14 protein-coding genes are annotated in these 15,693 nt (G+C 54.7%); 10 read left to right on the plus strand and 4 right to left on the minus strand.

What is annotated here, in order from left to right:
• The first annotated feature begins 196 nt into the window (after window positions 1–196).
• The 10 genes from wecB to ASE80_RS00735 all read left to right on the plus strand — a co-directional run bounded on the left by wecB (window position 197) and on the right by ASE80_RS00735 (window position 12,773).
• On the plus strand, window positions 197–1,336 hold the full coding sequence (gene wecB / locus ASE80_RS00690; RefSeq protein ID WP_056857218.1) for a non-hydrolyzing UDP-N-acetylglucosamine 2-epimerase: 1,140 nt from the start codon (window positions 197–199) through the stop codon (window positions 1,334–1,336).
• Window positions 1,333–2,598, plus strand: a complete 1,266-nt coding sequence (gene wecC, locus ASE80_RS00695) for a UDP-N-acetyl-D-mannosamine dehydrogenase (protein ID WP_056857219.1) — start codon at window positions 1,333–1,335, stop codon at window positions 2,596–2,598. The genes wecB and wecC overlap by 4 nt, the downstream gene beginning before the upstream one ends.
• Window positions 2,599–2,734: 136 nt before the next feature.
• Window positions 2,735–3,979, plus strand: coding sequence for a hypothetical protein (locus ASE80_RS00700; RefSeq protein WP_056857220.1), 1,245 nt, complete (start codon window positions 2,735–2,737; stop codon window positions 3,977–3,979).
• Window positions 3,980–3,981: 2 nt separating this feature from the next.
• Window positions 3,982–4,443, plus strand: coding sequence for a serine O-acetyltransferase (locus ASE80_RS00705; RefSeq protein ID WP_056857221.1), 462 nt, complete (start codon window positions 3,982–3,984; stop codon window positions 4,441–4,443).
• A gap of 16 nt (window positions 4,444–4,459) precedes the next feature.
• A complete protein-coding gene (locus tag ASE80_RS00710) occupies window positions 4,460–6,082 on the plus strand; it encodes an O-antigen ligase family protein (RefSeq protein WP_056857222.1) in 1,623 nt (540 codons plus the stop codon).
• Window positions 6,082–7,923 (plus strand): asparagine synthase (glutamine-hydrolyzing), encoded by a 1,842-nt coding sequence (asnB, locus tag ASE80_RS00715; protein WP_056857223.1) that lies wholly within the window; start codon window positions 6,082–6,084, stop codon window positions 7,921–7,923. The genes ASE80_RS00710 and asnB overlap by 1 nt, the downstream gene beginning before the upstream one ends.
• 60 nt (window positions 7,924–7,983) lie before the next feature.
• The gene (locus ASE80_RS00720; protein ID WP_056857224.1) at window positions 7,984–9,612 is read left to right on the plus strand and encodes a heparinase II/III family protein; all 1,629 of its coding nucleotides are present in this window, start codon (window positions 7,984–7,986) and stop codon (window positions 9,610–9,612) included.
• A 7-nt stretch (window positions 9,613–9,619) separates the two neighbouring features.
• Window positions 9,620–10,798 (plus strand): glycosyltransferase family 4 protein, encoded by a 1,179-nt coding sequence (locus ASE80_RS00725; protein ID WP_056857225.1) that lies wholly within the window; start codon window positions 9,620–9,622, stop codon window positions 10,796–10,798.
• A 2-nt stretch (window positions 10,799–10,800) separates the two neighbouring features.
• On the plus strand, window positions 10,801–11,760 hold the full coding sequence (locus tag ASE80_RS00730) for a UDP-glucose 4-epimerase family protein (RefSeq protein WP_056857226.1): 960 nt from the start codon (window positions 10,801–10,803) through the stop codon (window positions 11,758–11,760).
• Window positions 11,757–12,773, plus strand: a complete 1,017-nt coding sequence (locus tag ASE80_RS00735) for an MraY family glycosyltransferase (RefSeq protein ID WP_056857227.1) — start codon at window positions 11,757–11,759, stop codon at window positions 12,771–12,773. The genes ASE80_RS00730 and ASE80_RS00735 overlap by 4 nt, the downstream gene beginning before the upstream one ends.
• A 61-nt stretch (window positions 12,774–12,834) precedes the next feature.
• Here the strand turns inward: ASE80_RS00735 and ASE80_RS00740 are convergent, their stop codons facing one another.
• From ASE80_RS00740 to rpsA, 4 genes are all read right to left on the minus strand, one after another.
• Window positions 12,835–13,062 carry a LapA family protein gene (locus ASE80_RS00740; RefSeq protein ID WP_056857638.1) on the minus strand — a complete coding sequence of 76 codons (228 nt, stop codon included), beginning with the start codon at window positions 13,060–13,062 and terminating at the stop codon, window positions 12,835–12,837.
• 19 nt (window positions 13,063–13,081) lie between these two features.
• Window positions 13,082–13,375, minus strand: coding sequence for an integration host factor subunit beta (gene ihfB / locus ASE80_RS00745; RefSeq protein ID WP_003172657.1), 294 nt, complete (start codon window positions 13,373–13,375; stop codon window positions 13,082–13,084).
• Between the two features lie 133 nt (window positions 13,376–13,508).
• A complete protein-coding gene (locus ASE80_RS00750) occupies window positions 13,509–13,793 on the minus strand; it encodes a hypothetical protein (protein ID WP_017136101.1) in 285 nt (94 codons plus the stop codon).
• A 161-nt stretch (window positions 13,794–13,954) separates the two neighbouring features.
• Window positions 13,955–15,649, minus strand: coding sequence for a 30S ribosomal protein S1 (rpsA, locus tag ASE80_RS00755; protein ID WP_017136102.1), 1,695 nt, complete (start codon window positions 15,647–15,649; stop codon window positions 13,955–13,957).
• Window positions 15,650–15,693 lie beyond the last annotated feature (44 nt).

A 15,693-nucleotide genomic window follows, 5' to 3' on the forward strand; every position in this document is an offset into this window, starting at 1 on the left:
CTGCCTGCGAGTGGAATTCCAGAAAATAACGCATGCACTACTATCAGATGTCATGTTTCCACTATCTGATTGTGCTGTCCCGCGGCCCTGTGCCCTGGCATAGCGTGTGCAAAAACGTATCACAACTGACGGCACCCTAATCCGCGGATTATGACGTAAGCGTGCATTGATTTTTACTTTAAGTAGCGGTGTTGCGATGACTTTAAGAACCCTGTGTGTATTCGGCACACGACCTGAAGCAATCAAAATGGCTCCATTGGCGTTGAGCCTTGCAGCCGATGAGCGCTTCAATGCCAAGGTTTGCGTGACTGGACAGCACCGAGAAATGCTCGACCAGGTGCTCAATCTCTTTGAAATCAAGCCTGATTTCGATTTGAACATCATGAAGTCCGGCCAGGATCTGACCGATGTCACGAGTGCCATCTTGCAGGGAATGAAAACTGTCTTCGCAACATTCAAACCGGATATCGTCCTGGTCCATGGCGACACAGCGACGACGTTCGCCACCACATTGGCCGCTTACTATCACCAAATTCCCGTGGCTCACGTCGAAGCCGGCCTGCGCACCGGAAATCTCTATTCTCCGTGGCCTGAAGAGGCAAACCGCAAGCTGACTGGCGCTCTTGCGGCATTGCACTTCGCGCCGACTGAAACGTCCAGGCAGAATCTGCTGAGAGAGGGGGTCGCAAGCCAAAGCGTCCATGTGACCGGCAACACTGTCATTGACGCATTGCTGGATGTGGTGGGCCGAATCAAGACCCGTCCGGCCCTGCAACAGCAATTTCACCAGCAGTTCTCATTCCTGGGTGATTGCCGACGCGTGATTTTGGTCACGGGGCATCGCCGCGAGAGTTTCGGCGGCGGCTTCGAGAATATCTGCCAGGCCTTGATCAATATCGCCAGGGAGTTCCCCGATGTCGAGATTGTGTACCCCGTTCACCTGAATCCGAATGTACGCGAGCCAGTCAATCGACTGCTCAGCGACATCCAGAATATCCACCTGATCGAACCCCTGGATTATCTGCCCTTCGTATATTTGATGGATCGGTCTTATCTGATTTTGAGTGATTCAGGTGGCATTCAGGAAGAAGCCCCGTCTTTAGGCAAACCTGTGCTGGTGATGCGTGACACCACTGAGCGTCCAGAGGCGGTCGACGCAGGCACAGTAAAACTTGTCGGCACCGAAATTGAGGCCATTACCTCTAACTTGAGAGTCCTGCTGACGGATGTTGAAGCCTACGGCCAGATGAGCTTCGCTCATAACCCCTATGGTGACGGAAAAGCATCCGCACGAATTCTCGACGCACTTTCACGAATTAAAAAGGCCAATTCATGAGCTTTGAAACTGTTTCTGTAGTCGGCCTCGGCTATATAGGGCTTCCAACGGCAGCCGTTTTCGCTGCACGCAAGAAAAAAGTCATCGGCGTCGACGTAAACCCGAACACAGTTGCAACCATCAACCGCGGCGACATCCATATTATCGAACCGGATCTGGACATCGTCGTACGCGCCGCCGTCACCGAAGGCTATTTGCGAGCAACTGTAACCGCAGAGCCGGCCGACGCCTTCCTGATTGCCGTCCCGACTCCCTTCAAGGGCGATCACGAACCCGATCTTTCCTATATCGAATCAGCCAGCCGAGCCATTGCCCCCGTCCTGAAAAAAGGTGATTTGGTCGTACTGGAATCAACCTCTCCAGTCGGCGCTACCGAGCAAATATCCGCATGGCTGGCCGAAGCCCGTCCGGACCTGACCTTCCCGCAAACCCATGGCGCGGAGTCCGACATCCGCATAGCGCATTGCCCGGAGCGTGTGCTGCCGGGTCATGTACTGCGCGAGCTGATTGAAAACGATCGCATCATCGGCGGGCTTACCAGCAAATGTTCAGAGGCTGCGCGGTCTCTGTATAAAACCTTCGTTGAGGGTGAATGCATCATCACCGACGCGCGCACTGCCGAAATGTGCAAACTCACAGAAAACAGCTTTCGCGACGTGAATATCGCGTTTGCCAATGAACTGTCGATGATTTGCGACGAACTCAACATCAACGTATGGGAGCTGATCCGCCTTGCGAATCACCACCCTCGCGTAAATATCCTGCAACCTGGCCCCGGTGTGGGCGGCCACTGCATCGCTGTCGACCCCTGGTTCATTGTCAGCAAAACACCCGCCCGGGCGCGCCTGATCCGCACCGCGAGGGAAGTCAATGACAGCAAGCCAAAGTGGGTATTGGAGCAGGTTCAACTGGCCATCGGTCAATTCCTGCAGGAACACCCGTCGAAAACGGCCAAGGACGTCACGGTTGCCTGCCTCGGGCTGGCCTTCAAGCCGGACATCGACGACTTGCGTGAGAGTCCATCTGTGGAGATCACCGCGCACATTGCCCAGTCCCATCCCGGTACTGTGCTGACGGTTGAACCGAACATCGCGCACTTACCGGCTCGCCTTGAAGGTATTGCAACACTGAGCGGAATCGATCAGGCGCTGTCATCTGCGCAGGTGATTGTTCTGCTGGTCGATCACAGCGCATTCAAGAAGATCCCGGGCTCACGCCTGTCCTCGCTCAAAGTCATCGACACACGCGGTGTGTGGGCTTGATAAAAGCCTGATGAATCCCGCCTGGAAATCGACGCAAGCCGTTAGTATTGCGTCGGTTTCCGAGCACCGCGATGGGCATGTTTGTTAAATGATCATGCCATTGCATTTGTCATGATGAGGTTCAAGAGGTTCTGGCATGGTCAACCTATTGATCCAGGTGCTGACACTGATAAGTGGCCTGGTTGTTAACTTTGTGATTCCCGGACTTTACGGCCTGGAAGCGTACGGCGCATTCATCAAGGCCAACGTGCTGGTATTTTTATTTCAAAAACTCTTGGATATCGTCAATGAGCAACTGATTGCCACCGTGGAGGCCGAGTACATTCTGGTGACTTCATTATTTATGGCCGTCCTGATTTTTGTACTGTTCAGCGCTGTGAACCTGTTTGACCACATCGGCAACCCCCTCCTGCTTGGGGTGATGCTCTTGAGCTCGGCTTGCCTGTTATCGCTGTTCGGGCTGCGCCTGCAGCGCTGGATTGTGGCCTACCTGGTGCTATTTCTTGGCGTGTTTTTCACGCTCCTGTTTATCAGCTACCAACAGATAGTGCCGCTGACTATCGTCGACATACTGATTCTGACCAATTTGATTCCGTGCGTATTTGCCGTAGCGGTGCTGTTTTTCAAAGGTGCGAAACTGCCGGTCGGCAAACAGCTGTTGCAGACCTGCCAAGGTGTGCTGTTGTTATTACCCAGAATGATATCCATCACCCTGGTGTTCAACCTGTTCACCAACATCCTGCCCTTCATTCTTTCCAAGAGCCTGCCCGTGCGCGACCTTGGATTGTTCAGGGTCATCGTCTCGATCATTCAATCCGCCACCAGCCTGTTCCCCATCAACGTCAGGGCAGTCTTTGTCGCCTTCGTCTCGGGCGGGCAACGTCAAGCGCACTATAGAATCATCACGTCAGTCGCGATTTTCTACTTCGCGTTGGTGGGCTTGTCGGGGTACGCGGCGGTTTGGCTGTTCCCTCAATACTCGAACTATCTGGTGATGCTGCCCTGCCTGCCAGTGCTGTACTGGGCAGTGGTGACAGAGCGCTATCTGGTCGCCTCCGGCCTGCACCGCAAAGTCATCGTGGCAAACCTTGTCATTGCCCCACTGGCCATTACGAGCATGATTGTGTTTGTCAAAGACTTGAACCAGGCGCAGTTGTTCTACGCTATCGGGTTCTCGGCCTACTTGCTGTTCCTGCACATAAGCTGCCGCCCAGGCATTCGCTTGCCGGTGGTTTTTTGGGTCGCGTTACTTTCACCCCTGGCTATCTTTTTGACACACATAAGCTTGGTCTGGGCCGTGCTGTATATGTGCTCACTCATGATCATCGCAGTGGGCGTACTCCAGCTTCGACCCGCCGATCTTCGCACGCTGAGGTTTTAACCGTGAACGCAGTAAAACTTTATCGAGTTGGAAACTGGCTGCACCGGCATCGAGTGCCGTTATTACCAGGCCTTGTTCGAAATGTGATTTTCCTACTGTTCAACTCTTACATTCCAATCACCGCGACGATCGGAAGGGGCACGATATTCGCCTATGGCGCGATCGGCGTCGTACTGCACGCGAATGCCAAGGTTGGCGACGGCTGCGTGCTGGGCCAGGGCATCACCATCGGCGCCGCAGAGGGTTATGTCACCAGCGAGATCAATCGCTGCCCCGTCATCGGTGACAACTGCTACATAGGGGCCGGGGCAAAGATCATTGGCGACATCGTCATCGGAAACAACTGTCAAATTGGCGCTTCGGCGGTCGTATTGAAAGACGTGCCTGATAATTCAATCGTTGTGGGAATACCTGCAAAGGTGATTGGACAAACAGCCAGCGACTATAAAGCCATACGCCCTTGAACAATGGAGTGCCGCAATGAGTCAACCTGACTGCGTAAAAAATTCTATGGCGATCACGGCAGCAGCGCTCATTGCCATTTTATTTATGCTGGATCCTGGCGTGCTTTTCTACACGGCCATTATCGGCAGCGCTTTACTGGTATTGATCGCCATCCTGTCGCCTTGGCTGGGTTTATTGGCGCTGTTCCCAATGGCCTTTGCTCTTCACCCCGCGCCTACTTCGTTGGGCGCCCAGGAAATAGCGTTTGCTGCCCTGCTGATGGCGGTATTTCTCAGCGCGTTGATCAAACTGCTCCGTACTCTGGGTTTTACATCGGTCCTGCGCCTGTTCGCCGCCCCATTGCTAATAGGCCTGGGGTTTCTGGTGCTGAACCTGGTTGTAGCGATGTACCACCCTGTTCCGATGGCTGATTGGATCAGAGGGGTGGTGCCCTTTCTGTTTATCTACGCACTGATCCCGATCTGCGCACTGGTAGGCCGCGAAGAAAACAACGTTCGTTGGCTCGGCGCTTCGGTGGGAACCCTGATTTTACTGACCGCAGGCTACATCGTTGTCTATTACTTCCATCACGGCTTGTGGCAGCCGTACTGGACCCTTCAGGTCAACGGGGAGATGGTAAAAATCCCTTATGAAGAAGCGCTGCGCAACGTTAACGCACAGGGCCCCATGCGTGATCGCATTACCATGGTGCTGGCGCAAGCAACAGACGCGATCCTGCCGCTGGGCATGGTGCTCGGGTATGTCGTCGGCACGTTGACGCCTGACCGAAGGGTTGCATGGATCAGTGGCCTGATATCGTTGCTTTGCGCGGCCGCGGTGCTGATTACATTCACACGAAGCATGCTGATCAGTGCGCTTCTCGTTATTGGCTTGTTCGCGCTCTATACCTTTTTCGCGCACAAGCATTTACGGCTGAAAGTAGTATCCGGCATTGTCGTTCAAGCGCTGTTTAGCCTTGTGTTTATTTTTGCCACCGGCATGCAAGACGTATGGCTGGGGCGCATGAACTCCCTGGCGAATACTGCACTGCCTATCGCAACCTCTTCCATTGCGTCCATGGGAGAGAAACACACGCAACCTGACGCTGCGGCGCCTGTAGTCTCGGAGTCCAAGCCCGCTGCCAACGAGAAGCAGGACTTCAACGTCTCTTCCCGGGTACAGGAATATAAAATCGCCTGGCGCATGTTTCAGGACCACCCCGTGCTGGGCAATGGTATCGGGATCAAACACGAGATGCGCTGGGAGAGACCCGGCGGTGATTCATTCACGGAGTCAGTTGGCTATATCCATAACTGGCCACTGTACATGCTGATGGTCGGCGGCATCCTGGGGCTGCTGATGTACATCACTGTCCTCGGCGCTCCTGTCGTCTATCGGTTGACCTCTCTGAAGTGCGATCCCGTTCACCTCACCGTGATTCGCACGGCGGTCATAACGCTGGCGATCTACGGGTTGTTCTTCGCGGTGTTTCGCCTGATTTCCTTCAACTTACTGCTCGCAGCAGCTTGGGGCGTAATGCTGGCGCACAAACATTCAAATCAAATCATGGGTACCGCCTTGCCTGACGGGCATCCAGCGTCACTCTCCAACACCCGGCCGGTCACGGTCGTCAAAGACACCAGGGAGACGTCGGTATAATGTGTGGCCTCAGCTTTTTTGCAGTCAAAGACGGCGTACCCGAGACCCAGGCCCAGATGGAAAAAAGCCTGGCGGTTACACGGCACCGTGGCCCGGATGCATCCGGCACCTATTTCGCCAGTGTCGCGGGCTATCAGGTAGGCCTGGGACACAACAGGCTGAGCATTCTGGATTTGTCACCGACTGGCAGCCAGCCGATGTTTGCCGACAATCATGGTGTAAGCATCGTGTTCAATGGCGAGGTGTTTAACCATCACGAGTTGCGCCGGCAACTGATCGAAAAAGGCTATACCTTCAAAGGCACCTCCGATACCGAAGTTATCCTGCAATTGTACGTAGAACATCAAGAGCAGGCCTTTGCACGGCTTGAAGGCATGTTCACATTTGTCATATTGGATGAACCGCGCAAAAAAACGTTTCTGGTCAGGGACGTCGTGGGCATCAAGCCGGTGTATTGCTATACCGGCACCGACGGTTTCTACGCCTGCTCAGAAATCCGCGGCCTCAAATGTTTCTCGCAGGTAAACACCGACATCGATGCGGATGATGTCTTTGAGTTTTTCAACAACGGCTTTCTCTACGAACCCAACACTGGCTACACATCCATCAAGAAACTGATGCCCGGCACTTACTTGGCGTTCGACCTGGCAACCGGCAAGCTGACAACCCAGCGTTACCAGAGCGCGATGAACTTCAAGACCGAGCAAAGCCTCGAGCAGGATGTGCGCTCTGCCGTGACGCGCCAATTGGAAGCAGACGTACCGGTCGGGGTATTTTTCAGTGGTGGCGCAGACTCCAGCATCCTGGCAAGTTTCACCGGTGATGCTGATTTATTTTTCGCACAGTACGACGCAACGGACGACTCCACTGTCGATACGAAGTTTTCCGCCAGGATCGCCGAACACCTTGGCAAAAAGCTGGTGGTCACCGAGATTCTCGACTCAAATACAGACCCGTTCGAGTCCATCGACTTCGTGGCTGCCAACACCGAAGAACTGGTATCCGACTATACGTTCTGGGCAACCTACCGCTTGTCCACCGAAGCCAGGAAAAGTGGATATACCGTCATGCTCGGTGGCATGGGCGGAGATGAGGCGTTTGCAGGTTACCCACGCTACACAGTCCTCAAGCATCACACACTCATCAGGTGGCTGTATCCCGTATTAAGTGCACTGCTAAAGCTCAAGTTATTTCCAAAGCGGCTCGACAAAAAGTTTGAACGGTTGGTGTCCTACGCTCAGGAAAGCTATTGGCCCCTGGCGTATTCGCGCATGCTGGGGTACTTCTCCCGCCAAGAGTTGCAGGGCTTTTTTCGTGATTACAGCGAGCTTGAACGACACTACAAGCAACGCCTGTCCGGCGTAATGGATCAGTACACCGGCGCCGTTGAGGACAAAGTCAAATGTGCACAGCATTTTGACCAGACAGGCTTCTTGAGCCATAACCTGAGTGTCTCGGACAAGGCCAGTATGCTGGCCAGCATCGAACTGCGCGTCCCCTTGCTGGACGAGCGCGTGGTGGCCAGCGGTCTTGCAACCTCAAGTGCGGATTTGCTTAAAGGCGGAGCGCCAAAGGCCCCACTCAAGACGCTGCTGAAAAGTCTGCTTCCCGCCTCATTGGTTGATCGCCCCAAAACAGGCTTCAACCCACCTCTGGATGGCATTATTCAACGCATAGGCCAACAACGCCTGCTCACCGAGTTCGAGCGCATCTACGCCTACGTAGCCCGAGAGGAAGTGCAAAAGTTAGTGAACAATCATTTTTCAGGCAGCGCAAACAACACCTACAAGCTCTGGCAGATGGTGTACTTCGAGCGTTGGCTGAAAATCAATTTCCCTTAACGGGCGTCAGGCAGTACTCACTACTTTAACTTTCAAGTGATTGACCTAAGCAGGACGTTGATGCAACGAATAATCAAGCTCTACCACACCGTTAAAATGCTGCGATTGAAGCAGATCGTTTACCGTCTTTACTATCGCTTCGCTAAAGTCCGGCCTTTTTCGGCGCAAGGCTTTACCCGGCGCCCTGGAATTAACCTGGCGAAGGCTCCTCATTGGTGTGCCTCACGCTTCGGTGCCGATGAGCAGTTTGAATTCATGGGGCTGACAGCGCCGATTGATTGGCACGATCAGACACGGCCGAAAATTTGGCAGTACAACCTGCATTATCTGGATCATCTGGCAGCTTCAGGCGAGGAGCGAAGAGACTTCGACACGCGCCTGGTCAACAGTTGGATCACAAACAACGCCCCCTTTCACGGATGCGGCTGGGAACCCTATACGCTCTCTTTGCGCATCGTAAATCTGATCAAGTGGCTGCAACAACAACCGACCCTGGAACCGCACTGGCTGGACAGTTTGGCTACACAGGCCCACGCGCTGTCCGAACAGATCGAATATCACATTCTCGCCAACCATTTGTTCGTGAATGGCAAGGCACTGGTGTTTGCCGGGAGCTTTCTGAACGGCGATCGGGCAGACAGCTGGCTGTCCAAGGGGTTGAAGATCCTTGATGAGGAAATCGAGGAACAGTTTCTTGCTGACGGTGCGCACTTCGAACTTTCACCCATGTACCACGCGTATCTTCTTTGGGACATCTGCGACCTGCTGAACTTGGCCACTCACTCCGAACTGCCGGAACTTAACACTCGCAAAAACCGTTGGAAGCAGCAGATTGAGCAAGGCCTGGTCTGGTTACGCAGCCTCCAGCACCCGGATGGTGGCATTCCGTTCTTCAATGACTCGGCATTCGGCATTGCCCCCACGCTGCTGGATATAGAGGCGTACGCGTTTGAATTGGGGTGCCGTGCACGCAATGACACGTCCACCGCTACGCTTGCAGCTGTACACCAGGCTGAAAGTGGCTACGTGGCGATCGATTTTGGCGATCGGTGCAAAGCGCTGTTGAACCTGGCGCAGGTTGCGCCTGATTACCAGCCAGGTCACACCCATGCGGACACCCTGAGCTTCGAACTCAGCCTGTTTGGACAGCGCGTGTTCGTCAACTCTGGAACTTCTCAATACGGCGAAGGCGCAGAGCGTCAACGGCAACGCAGCACGGCAGCGCACAACACAATAGAAGTGAACGGTGAAAACTCATCTGAAGTCTGGGCCGGATTCAGGGTCGCACGACGCGCACGCACCACCGTGGGTGAGCTGGAACAAACAGTCGATACCGTGCGTGTCAGTGGCAGCCATGACGGCTACCTGCGCCTACCGGGGAAAAACCTGCACGTTCGCGAGTGGGTTGCGATGGCCGGTGAATTACAGGTGATCGATTGCGTATCCGGCACATTCGATCAAGCTGTCTCAAGGCTATTTTTACACCCGGATATCCGCACCACTCAACAAGGCAACAAGGTAACGATCACCCTGCCCGGCGGTCAGGTCGCTGTCGCGACACTAGAGGGCGCAACCCGGATCAATGTGGTGTCTTCCACATGGCATCCGGAATTCGGCAAGTCTGTTCCCAATCAGTGCATCGTCGCTGAAATGTCGACAGACAAACTGACCACCCGCATAACCTGGTGAGGCTTACGTGAAACTTTTGATTTTGAGCTTTTACTACCAGCCTGATCTGTCAGCCGGTTCATTCCGCACGACGGCACTGGTGGATGCACTTCTGGAACAACTGCCCGCAGACGCCCATATCGAGTTGATCACAACCCTGCCGAATCGCTACAGCTCCTTCAGCAGTCAAGCCCCGGAACTGGAGACGCACCCACGGCTCACCATCCGCCGAGTGGCCCTGCCTGGCCACAAGAGCGGGATGGTCGATCAAGCAAGAGCGTTTCTGGTGTATGCCAACGCTGCACGCAAGATTGTGCGAAACCAGGACTACGATCTTATCTATGCGACTTCTTCACGCCTGATGACCGCCACGCTGGGAGCGGTGATCGCACGCACAAAACGAACGCCGCTCTACCTGGACATACGCGATATCTTTGTCGACACGATCAAGGATGTGCTGGCCAAAGAAAAAGTCTGGTTGCTTAAACCCTTATTATCGCTGGTTGAACACTTTACCATTCATTCGGCGCAAAAGGTCAACCTGGTCTCTGAAGGTTTTCTTCCTTACTTCAAATCACGCTATCCCGATCAACGCTACTCCACCTATACGAATGGCATCGATGGCGAATTCCTGGATGCGCAACCGGTGGCTGAAGAAAAGGTGCCCAACCCGATTCTGGACATTGTCTATGCGGGAAATATCGGTGAAGGCCAGGGGCTGCACAACATTATCCCCCAACTGGCCAAACAGCTTGAAGGGAAGGTGCGATTCCGAGTGATCGGCGACGGAGGCCGGATCGGGCTGTTAAAACAAGCCCTTGTCACTCACGCCTGTACTAACGTTGAACTCTTGAAACCGGTCAAGCGCGAACAGTTGATCGAGGCTTATCAGTCGGCGGATGTGCTTTTCCTGCATTTGAACGACCACGACGCCTTCCGCAAGGTCTTGCCATCGAAAGTGTTTGAATACGCGGCACTGGGCAAACCGATCTGGGCGGGCATCTCGGGTTACGCAGCCGGTTTTGTCTCTGAACATATTGAAAACGCTGCCGTGTTTGCACCGTGTGACGCTGCCGCAGGGATCCAGTCCTTCGAGACGCTCAATATTATGACGCGCCCGCGCCATGCCTTCGTCGAGCGTTTCGCACGCGGGCGCATCATGCGCGAAATGGCGAAAGATGTTCTTTCACTCACAGGAACTCGTTGATTATGCAAATCCTCCTGACGGGAGCGAGCGGCTTTGTCGGTAGCGGGTTAATCGCACCACTGCTTAAACGCCAGCACTCGATTACCGCTGCTGTACGCGGGCTCAAGGCCGATCTCGATCCGCGCATCAACCAGCGCCTTATCGGCGGGCTGTCCGACGATCAGGATTGGCAGGTGTTGCTCAAAAGCCAGGATACGGTGATCCACCTGGCCGCCCGGGTCCATGTCATGAGTGACGCGTCCACCGATCCACTTGCCGAATACCGGCGGGTCAACGTCGAAGGCACCCTGAACCTGGCCCGCCAGGCGGCGGCTGCCGGGGTTAAACGCTTTATATTTATCAGCTCGATCAAGGTCAATGGCGAGGGCACGGCGACCGGCGCGCCGTATACGGCTGACGGTCCCACAGCCCCTACCGACCCCTACGGCATCTCCAAACAGGAAGCAGAGCAAGGCCTGCGAACACTGGCTTCTGAAACTGGCATGGAGGTGGTGATCATTCGTCCGGTATTGGTCTACGGACCCGGCGTTCAAGCGAACTTCCTGAGCATGATGCGCTGGTTGCATAAAGGCCTGCCCTTGCCCTTCGGCGCCGTGAACAATCGACGCAGCCTGGTAGCCCTGGACAACCTGGTTGATTTGATTGTGACGTGCACCGAGCACCCCGCTGCCGCCAATCAAACCTTTCTGGTCAGTGACGGCGAGGACCTCTCGACCACCGCGCTTTTGCGTCGAATGGGAACGGCCCTGAACAAGCCCGCACGCTTGCTACCTGTGCCGAGCTGGTTGCTGCAAACCGGCGCCACGGCGCTGGGTCGCCGGGCACTCGCTCAAAGGCTATGCGGCTCCCTGCAGGTCGATATTGGCAAGACTCGCGAACTACTGGGCTGGACACCGCCGAGCAGTGTTGATCAGGCACTGAGTCAAACAGGAAAACATTTTTTGGAACTGCAAACTAAATGAATATGTGGTGGTTATTACCGGCTGTGACGATTGCCGCACTCCTTTTAACCGGGGCCTTGCGTCATTACGCCCTGGCGCGAAGCCTGATCGACATCCCGAATGCGCGCAGCTCGCACGTTGTGCCTACGCCCAGGGGCGGCGGTGTCTCGATCGTCGTCAGCTTTCTGTTAGCGCTATTGCTGACCGCCAGCCTTGGCCTGATTGCATGGCCACTCACGTACGCATTGTTCGGCGCCGGGACCGGCATCGCGGTATTGGGCTTTTTAGACGACCATGGTCATATCAGCGCACGTTGGCGCCTGCTAGGGCACTTTATAGCCGCGGCATGGGCACTGTTCTGGATCGGTGGCCTGCCGCCGTTGGTGGTGGCGGGGTTCGCCGTCGACTTGGGCTGGATCGGCCATGTGCTGGCAGCGGTCTACCTGGTATGGCTGCTGAACTTGTATAACTTCATGGATGGAATTGATGGAATAGCCAGCGTCGAGGCTATTTGCGTATGCCTTGGCAGTGCGCTGCTCTATTGGCTTACAGGTCACGAGCTGATCGCGTTTACGCCGTTGTTACTGGCGTTTGCAGTCGTTGGCTTCCTGTACTGGAACTTCCCAAAAGCCCGTATCTTCATGGGCGATGCGGGCAGCGGGTTCCTGGGCATCACGCTGGGGGTGTTGTCGCTGCAGGCGGCCTGGGTCACGCCGCAGCTACTGTGGAGCTGGCTGATCCTGCTGGGTGTGTTTATCACTGACGCGACATGGACCTTGCTGCGCCGCCTGCTCAGAGGCGACAAAGTCTATGAGGCCCACCGCAGCCACGCCTACCAGTTCGCTTCTCGTCGGTTCGGTAAACATGCGCCAGTCACCCTGGCGGTAGCGGCAATCAACATTGGATGGCTGTTACCTGTGGCGCTGCTCGTGGGCAACGGCACGGTGGATGGCTTTTTGGGACTGCTGGTGGCCTATCTGCCGCTGATAGCGCTGGCCGTAAAGTTCAGGGCCGGAGAGAAAGAACCGAATTGAATACGTCCACAGGGGCGGCGATCGCCTCCCCTCCCTGCCGCCCATGAAACAGTGGCCAGGATCAAACCCGAGTCTTGCGCCGCGCCCTGGCAACCCACGCCATCAGTGGGCCAATAACCATTCCGACCAATAGAGCGAGCACTACGAAAACAGAAATTGGCAACTGCGGGGCTGCCCAACTCAGGAACTGAAGGGAAACCGACTGTTGATTTTCCAGCACAAATGCCACGATGCACAGCAGCAGCACCAACACTACCAGCAGTGCAATAACACGCTTCAATCTACTCATGCCGCCTCCCTCACGAGTATCAAACCTCGTCTTCATCCTCATTAACTCGATCGCGCAATTCCTTGCCCGGCTTGAAGTGAGGCACAAACTTGCCGTCAAGGCTGACGGATTGCCCGGTTTTCGGGTTGCGACCTACTCGCGGTGCGCGGTAGTGCAGAGAGAAACTGCCAAAACCACGGATCTCAATGCGGTCCCCGGTAGCCAGGCACTGGGACATCTGTTCAAGCATAGTCTTGATAGCCAGCTCTACATCCTTGGATGAAAGCAGCCCTTGATGGGTGACAATTCGTTCGATCAACTCCGACTTCGTCATATTTTTCCCTTCTTTTTCAAGCAGCTAGGAAAAGCGCTTCGAAGGTTTTAGCATGACTTGGTGAATTTGAACAGCCCACCTGCCAACTTATCTGCAGCATCAACGGATACCCGGAACTCATGCTTGACCCCCCTCAATTACAGATCACCAACATGGTACGAGTGACAGCGCCGGCAGGGTTCCAGCCGAACAGATAGTCACCCTCCTCGTCCTTGGCATCACTGGATCGGGTGATGACCTTGTAGCCCTGCATCTTGCACTCTCGGGCAGCGCGCTTCTCACACTTGTCCCAATTGCTGCCAAGGCCCGAGCAATCGATCTCGATGCCGCTGACGCCGCGCTTGGCGTGGGTTTTGGCACTGGTGGCAGTGCAGCCAGCCAACAGCACCACTGCGAATAAAACGATAAGCCTGTTCATTCAAATCCTTATTGAAACAACAACACGGCGTTGCATTTGTTAAGAACTATAGTCAGCTCTGACACTGGGCTGCACGCCTTGGTTCTAACTTGTTGATTCAACGAATTTCAGGCACAAAAAAGGGCGACCGAAGTCGCCCTTTTTCTATGGTCTGACAGAACTTAGTTCTGTTTTTCCATTTGTGCACGCAGCAGGTCGCCCAGAGTGGTCGGACCCGAAGCGATGTCAGAGGTAGCTGGCTTGTCGCGCAGGCTCTGGATTGCTTCTTTCTCTTCGATCTCGTCCTTGGACTTGATGGAGAGTTGGATCACGCGGCTCTTGCGGTCAACGCTGATGATCTTGGCTTCTACTTCCTGGCCTTCTTTCAGAACGTTGCGCGCGTCTTCAACGCGGTCACGGCTGATTTCGGAGGCTTTCAGAGTCGCTTCGATATCGTCGGCCAGAACGATGATGGCGCCTTTGGCGTCAACTTCTTTCACAGTGCCTTTAACGATTGCGCCTTTGTCGTTCTCTTGAACGTACTCGGAGAACGGATCGCTTTCCAGTTGCTTGATACCTAGGGAGATGCGCTCGCGCTCTGGGTCAACCGACAGGATAACGGTGTCCAGCTCGTCGCCCTTCTTGAAACGACGAACAGCTTCTTCGCCCACTTCGTTCCAGGAGATGTCGGACAGGTGAACCAGGCCGTCGATGCCGCCGTCCAGACCAATGAAGATACCGAAATCGGTGATCGACTTGATGGTGCCGGAGATTTTATCGCCCTTGTTGAACTGGCCAGAGAAATCTTCCCATGGGTTAGATTTGCACTGCTTGATGCCCAGGGAGATACGACGACGCTCTTCGTCGATGTCCAGAACCATAACTTCCACTTCGTCGCCGACTTGTACGACTTTCGAAGGGTGGATGTTCTTGTTGGTCCAGTCCATTTCGGAAACGTGTACCAGGCCTTCCACGCCTTCTTCCAGCTCTGCGAAGCAGCCGTAGTCGGTCAGGTTGGTAACACGCGCGGTTACGCGAGTGCTTTCCGGGTAACGAGCCTTGATAGCAACCCATGGATCTTCGCCCAGCTGCTTCAAGCCCAGGGAAACGCGGTTACGCTCACGATCGTACTTCAGAACCTTGACATCGATCTCGTCGCCAACGTTGACGATTTCGGAAGGATGCTTGATACGCTTCCAAGCCATGTCGGTAATGTGCAGCAGGCCATCGACGCCACCCAGATCGACGAATGCGCCGTAATCGGTGAGGTTCTTGACGATACCTTTGACTTGTTGGCCTTCCTGCAGGGATTCCAGCAGAGCTTCACGCTCGGCGGAGTTCTCTGCTTCCAGGACGCTGCGACGGGAAACGACAACGTTGTTGCGCTTCTGGTCGAGTTTGATGACCTTGAATTCGAGTTCTTTGCCTTCCAGGTGCGTGGTGTCGCGCACAGGACGAACGTCGACCAAAGAACCTGGCAGGAACGCACGGATGCCGTTAACGTCGACAGTGAAGCCGCCTTTAACCTTACCGTTGATAACGCCCTTGACCACTTCTTCAGCTGCGAAGGCTGCTTCGAGAACAATCCAGCATTCAGCGCGCTTGGCTTTTTCACGGGACAGCTTGGTTTCACCGAAACCGTCTTCAACCGAGTCCAGAGCAACGTGAACTTCGTCACCGACATTGATAGTCAGATCGCCAGCATCGTTGTAGAACTGTTCCAGCGGGATCAGAGCTTCAGACTTCAGACCAGCGTGAACGGTTACCCAGCGAGCTTGGTAATCGATATCAACGATAACACCGGTGATGATGGAGCCTGCCTGAAGGTTCAGGGTTTTTAGGCTTTCTTCAAAGAGTTCCGCAAAGCTTTCGCTCATTTTAATTCCTGTTGATAAGGGCGAAGAATACGCCCATCTCCACA

This window comes from Pseudomonas sp. Leaf15 (assembly GCF_001421425.1).
GTDB lineage: Bacteria > Pseudomonadota > Gammaproteobacteria > Pseudomonadales > Pseudomonadaceae > Aquipseudomonas > Aquipseudomonas salomonii.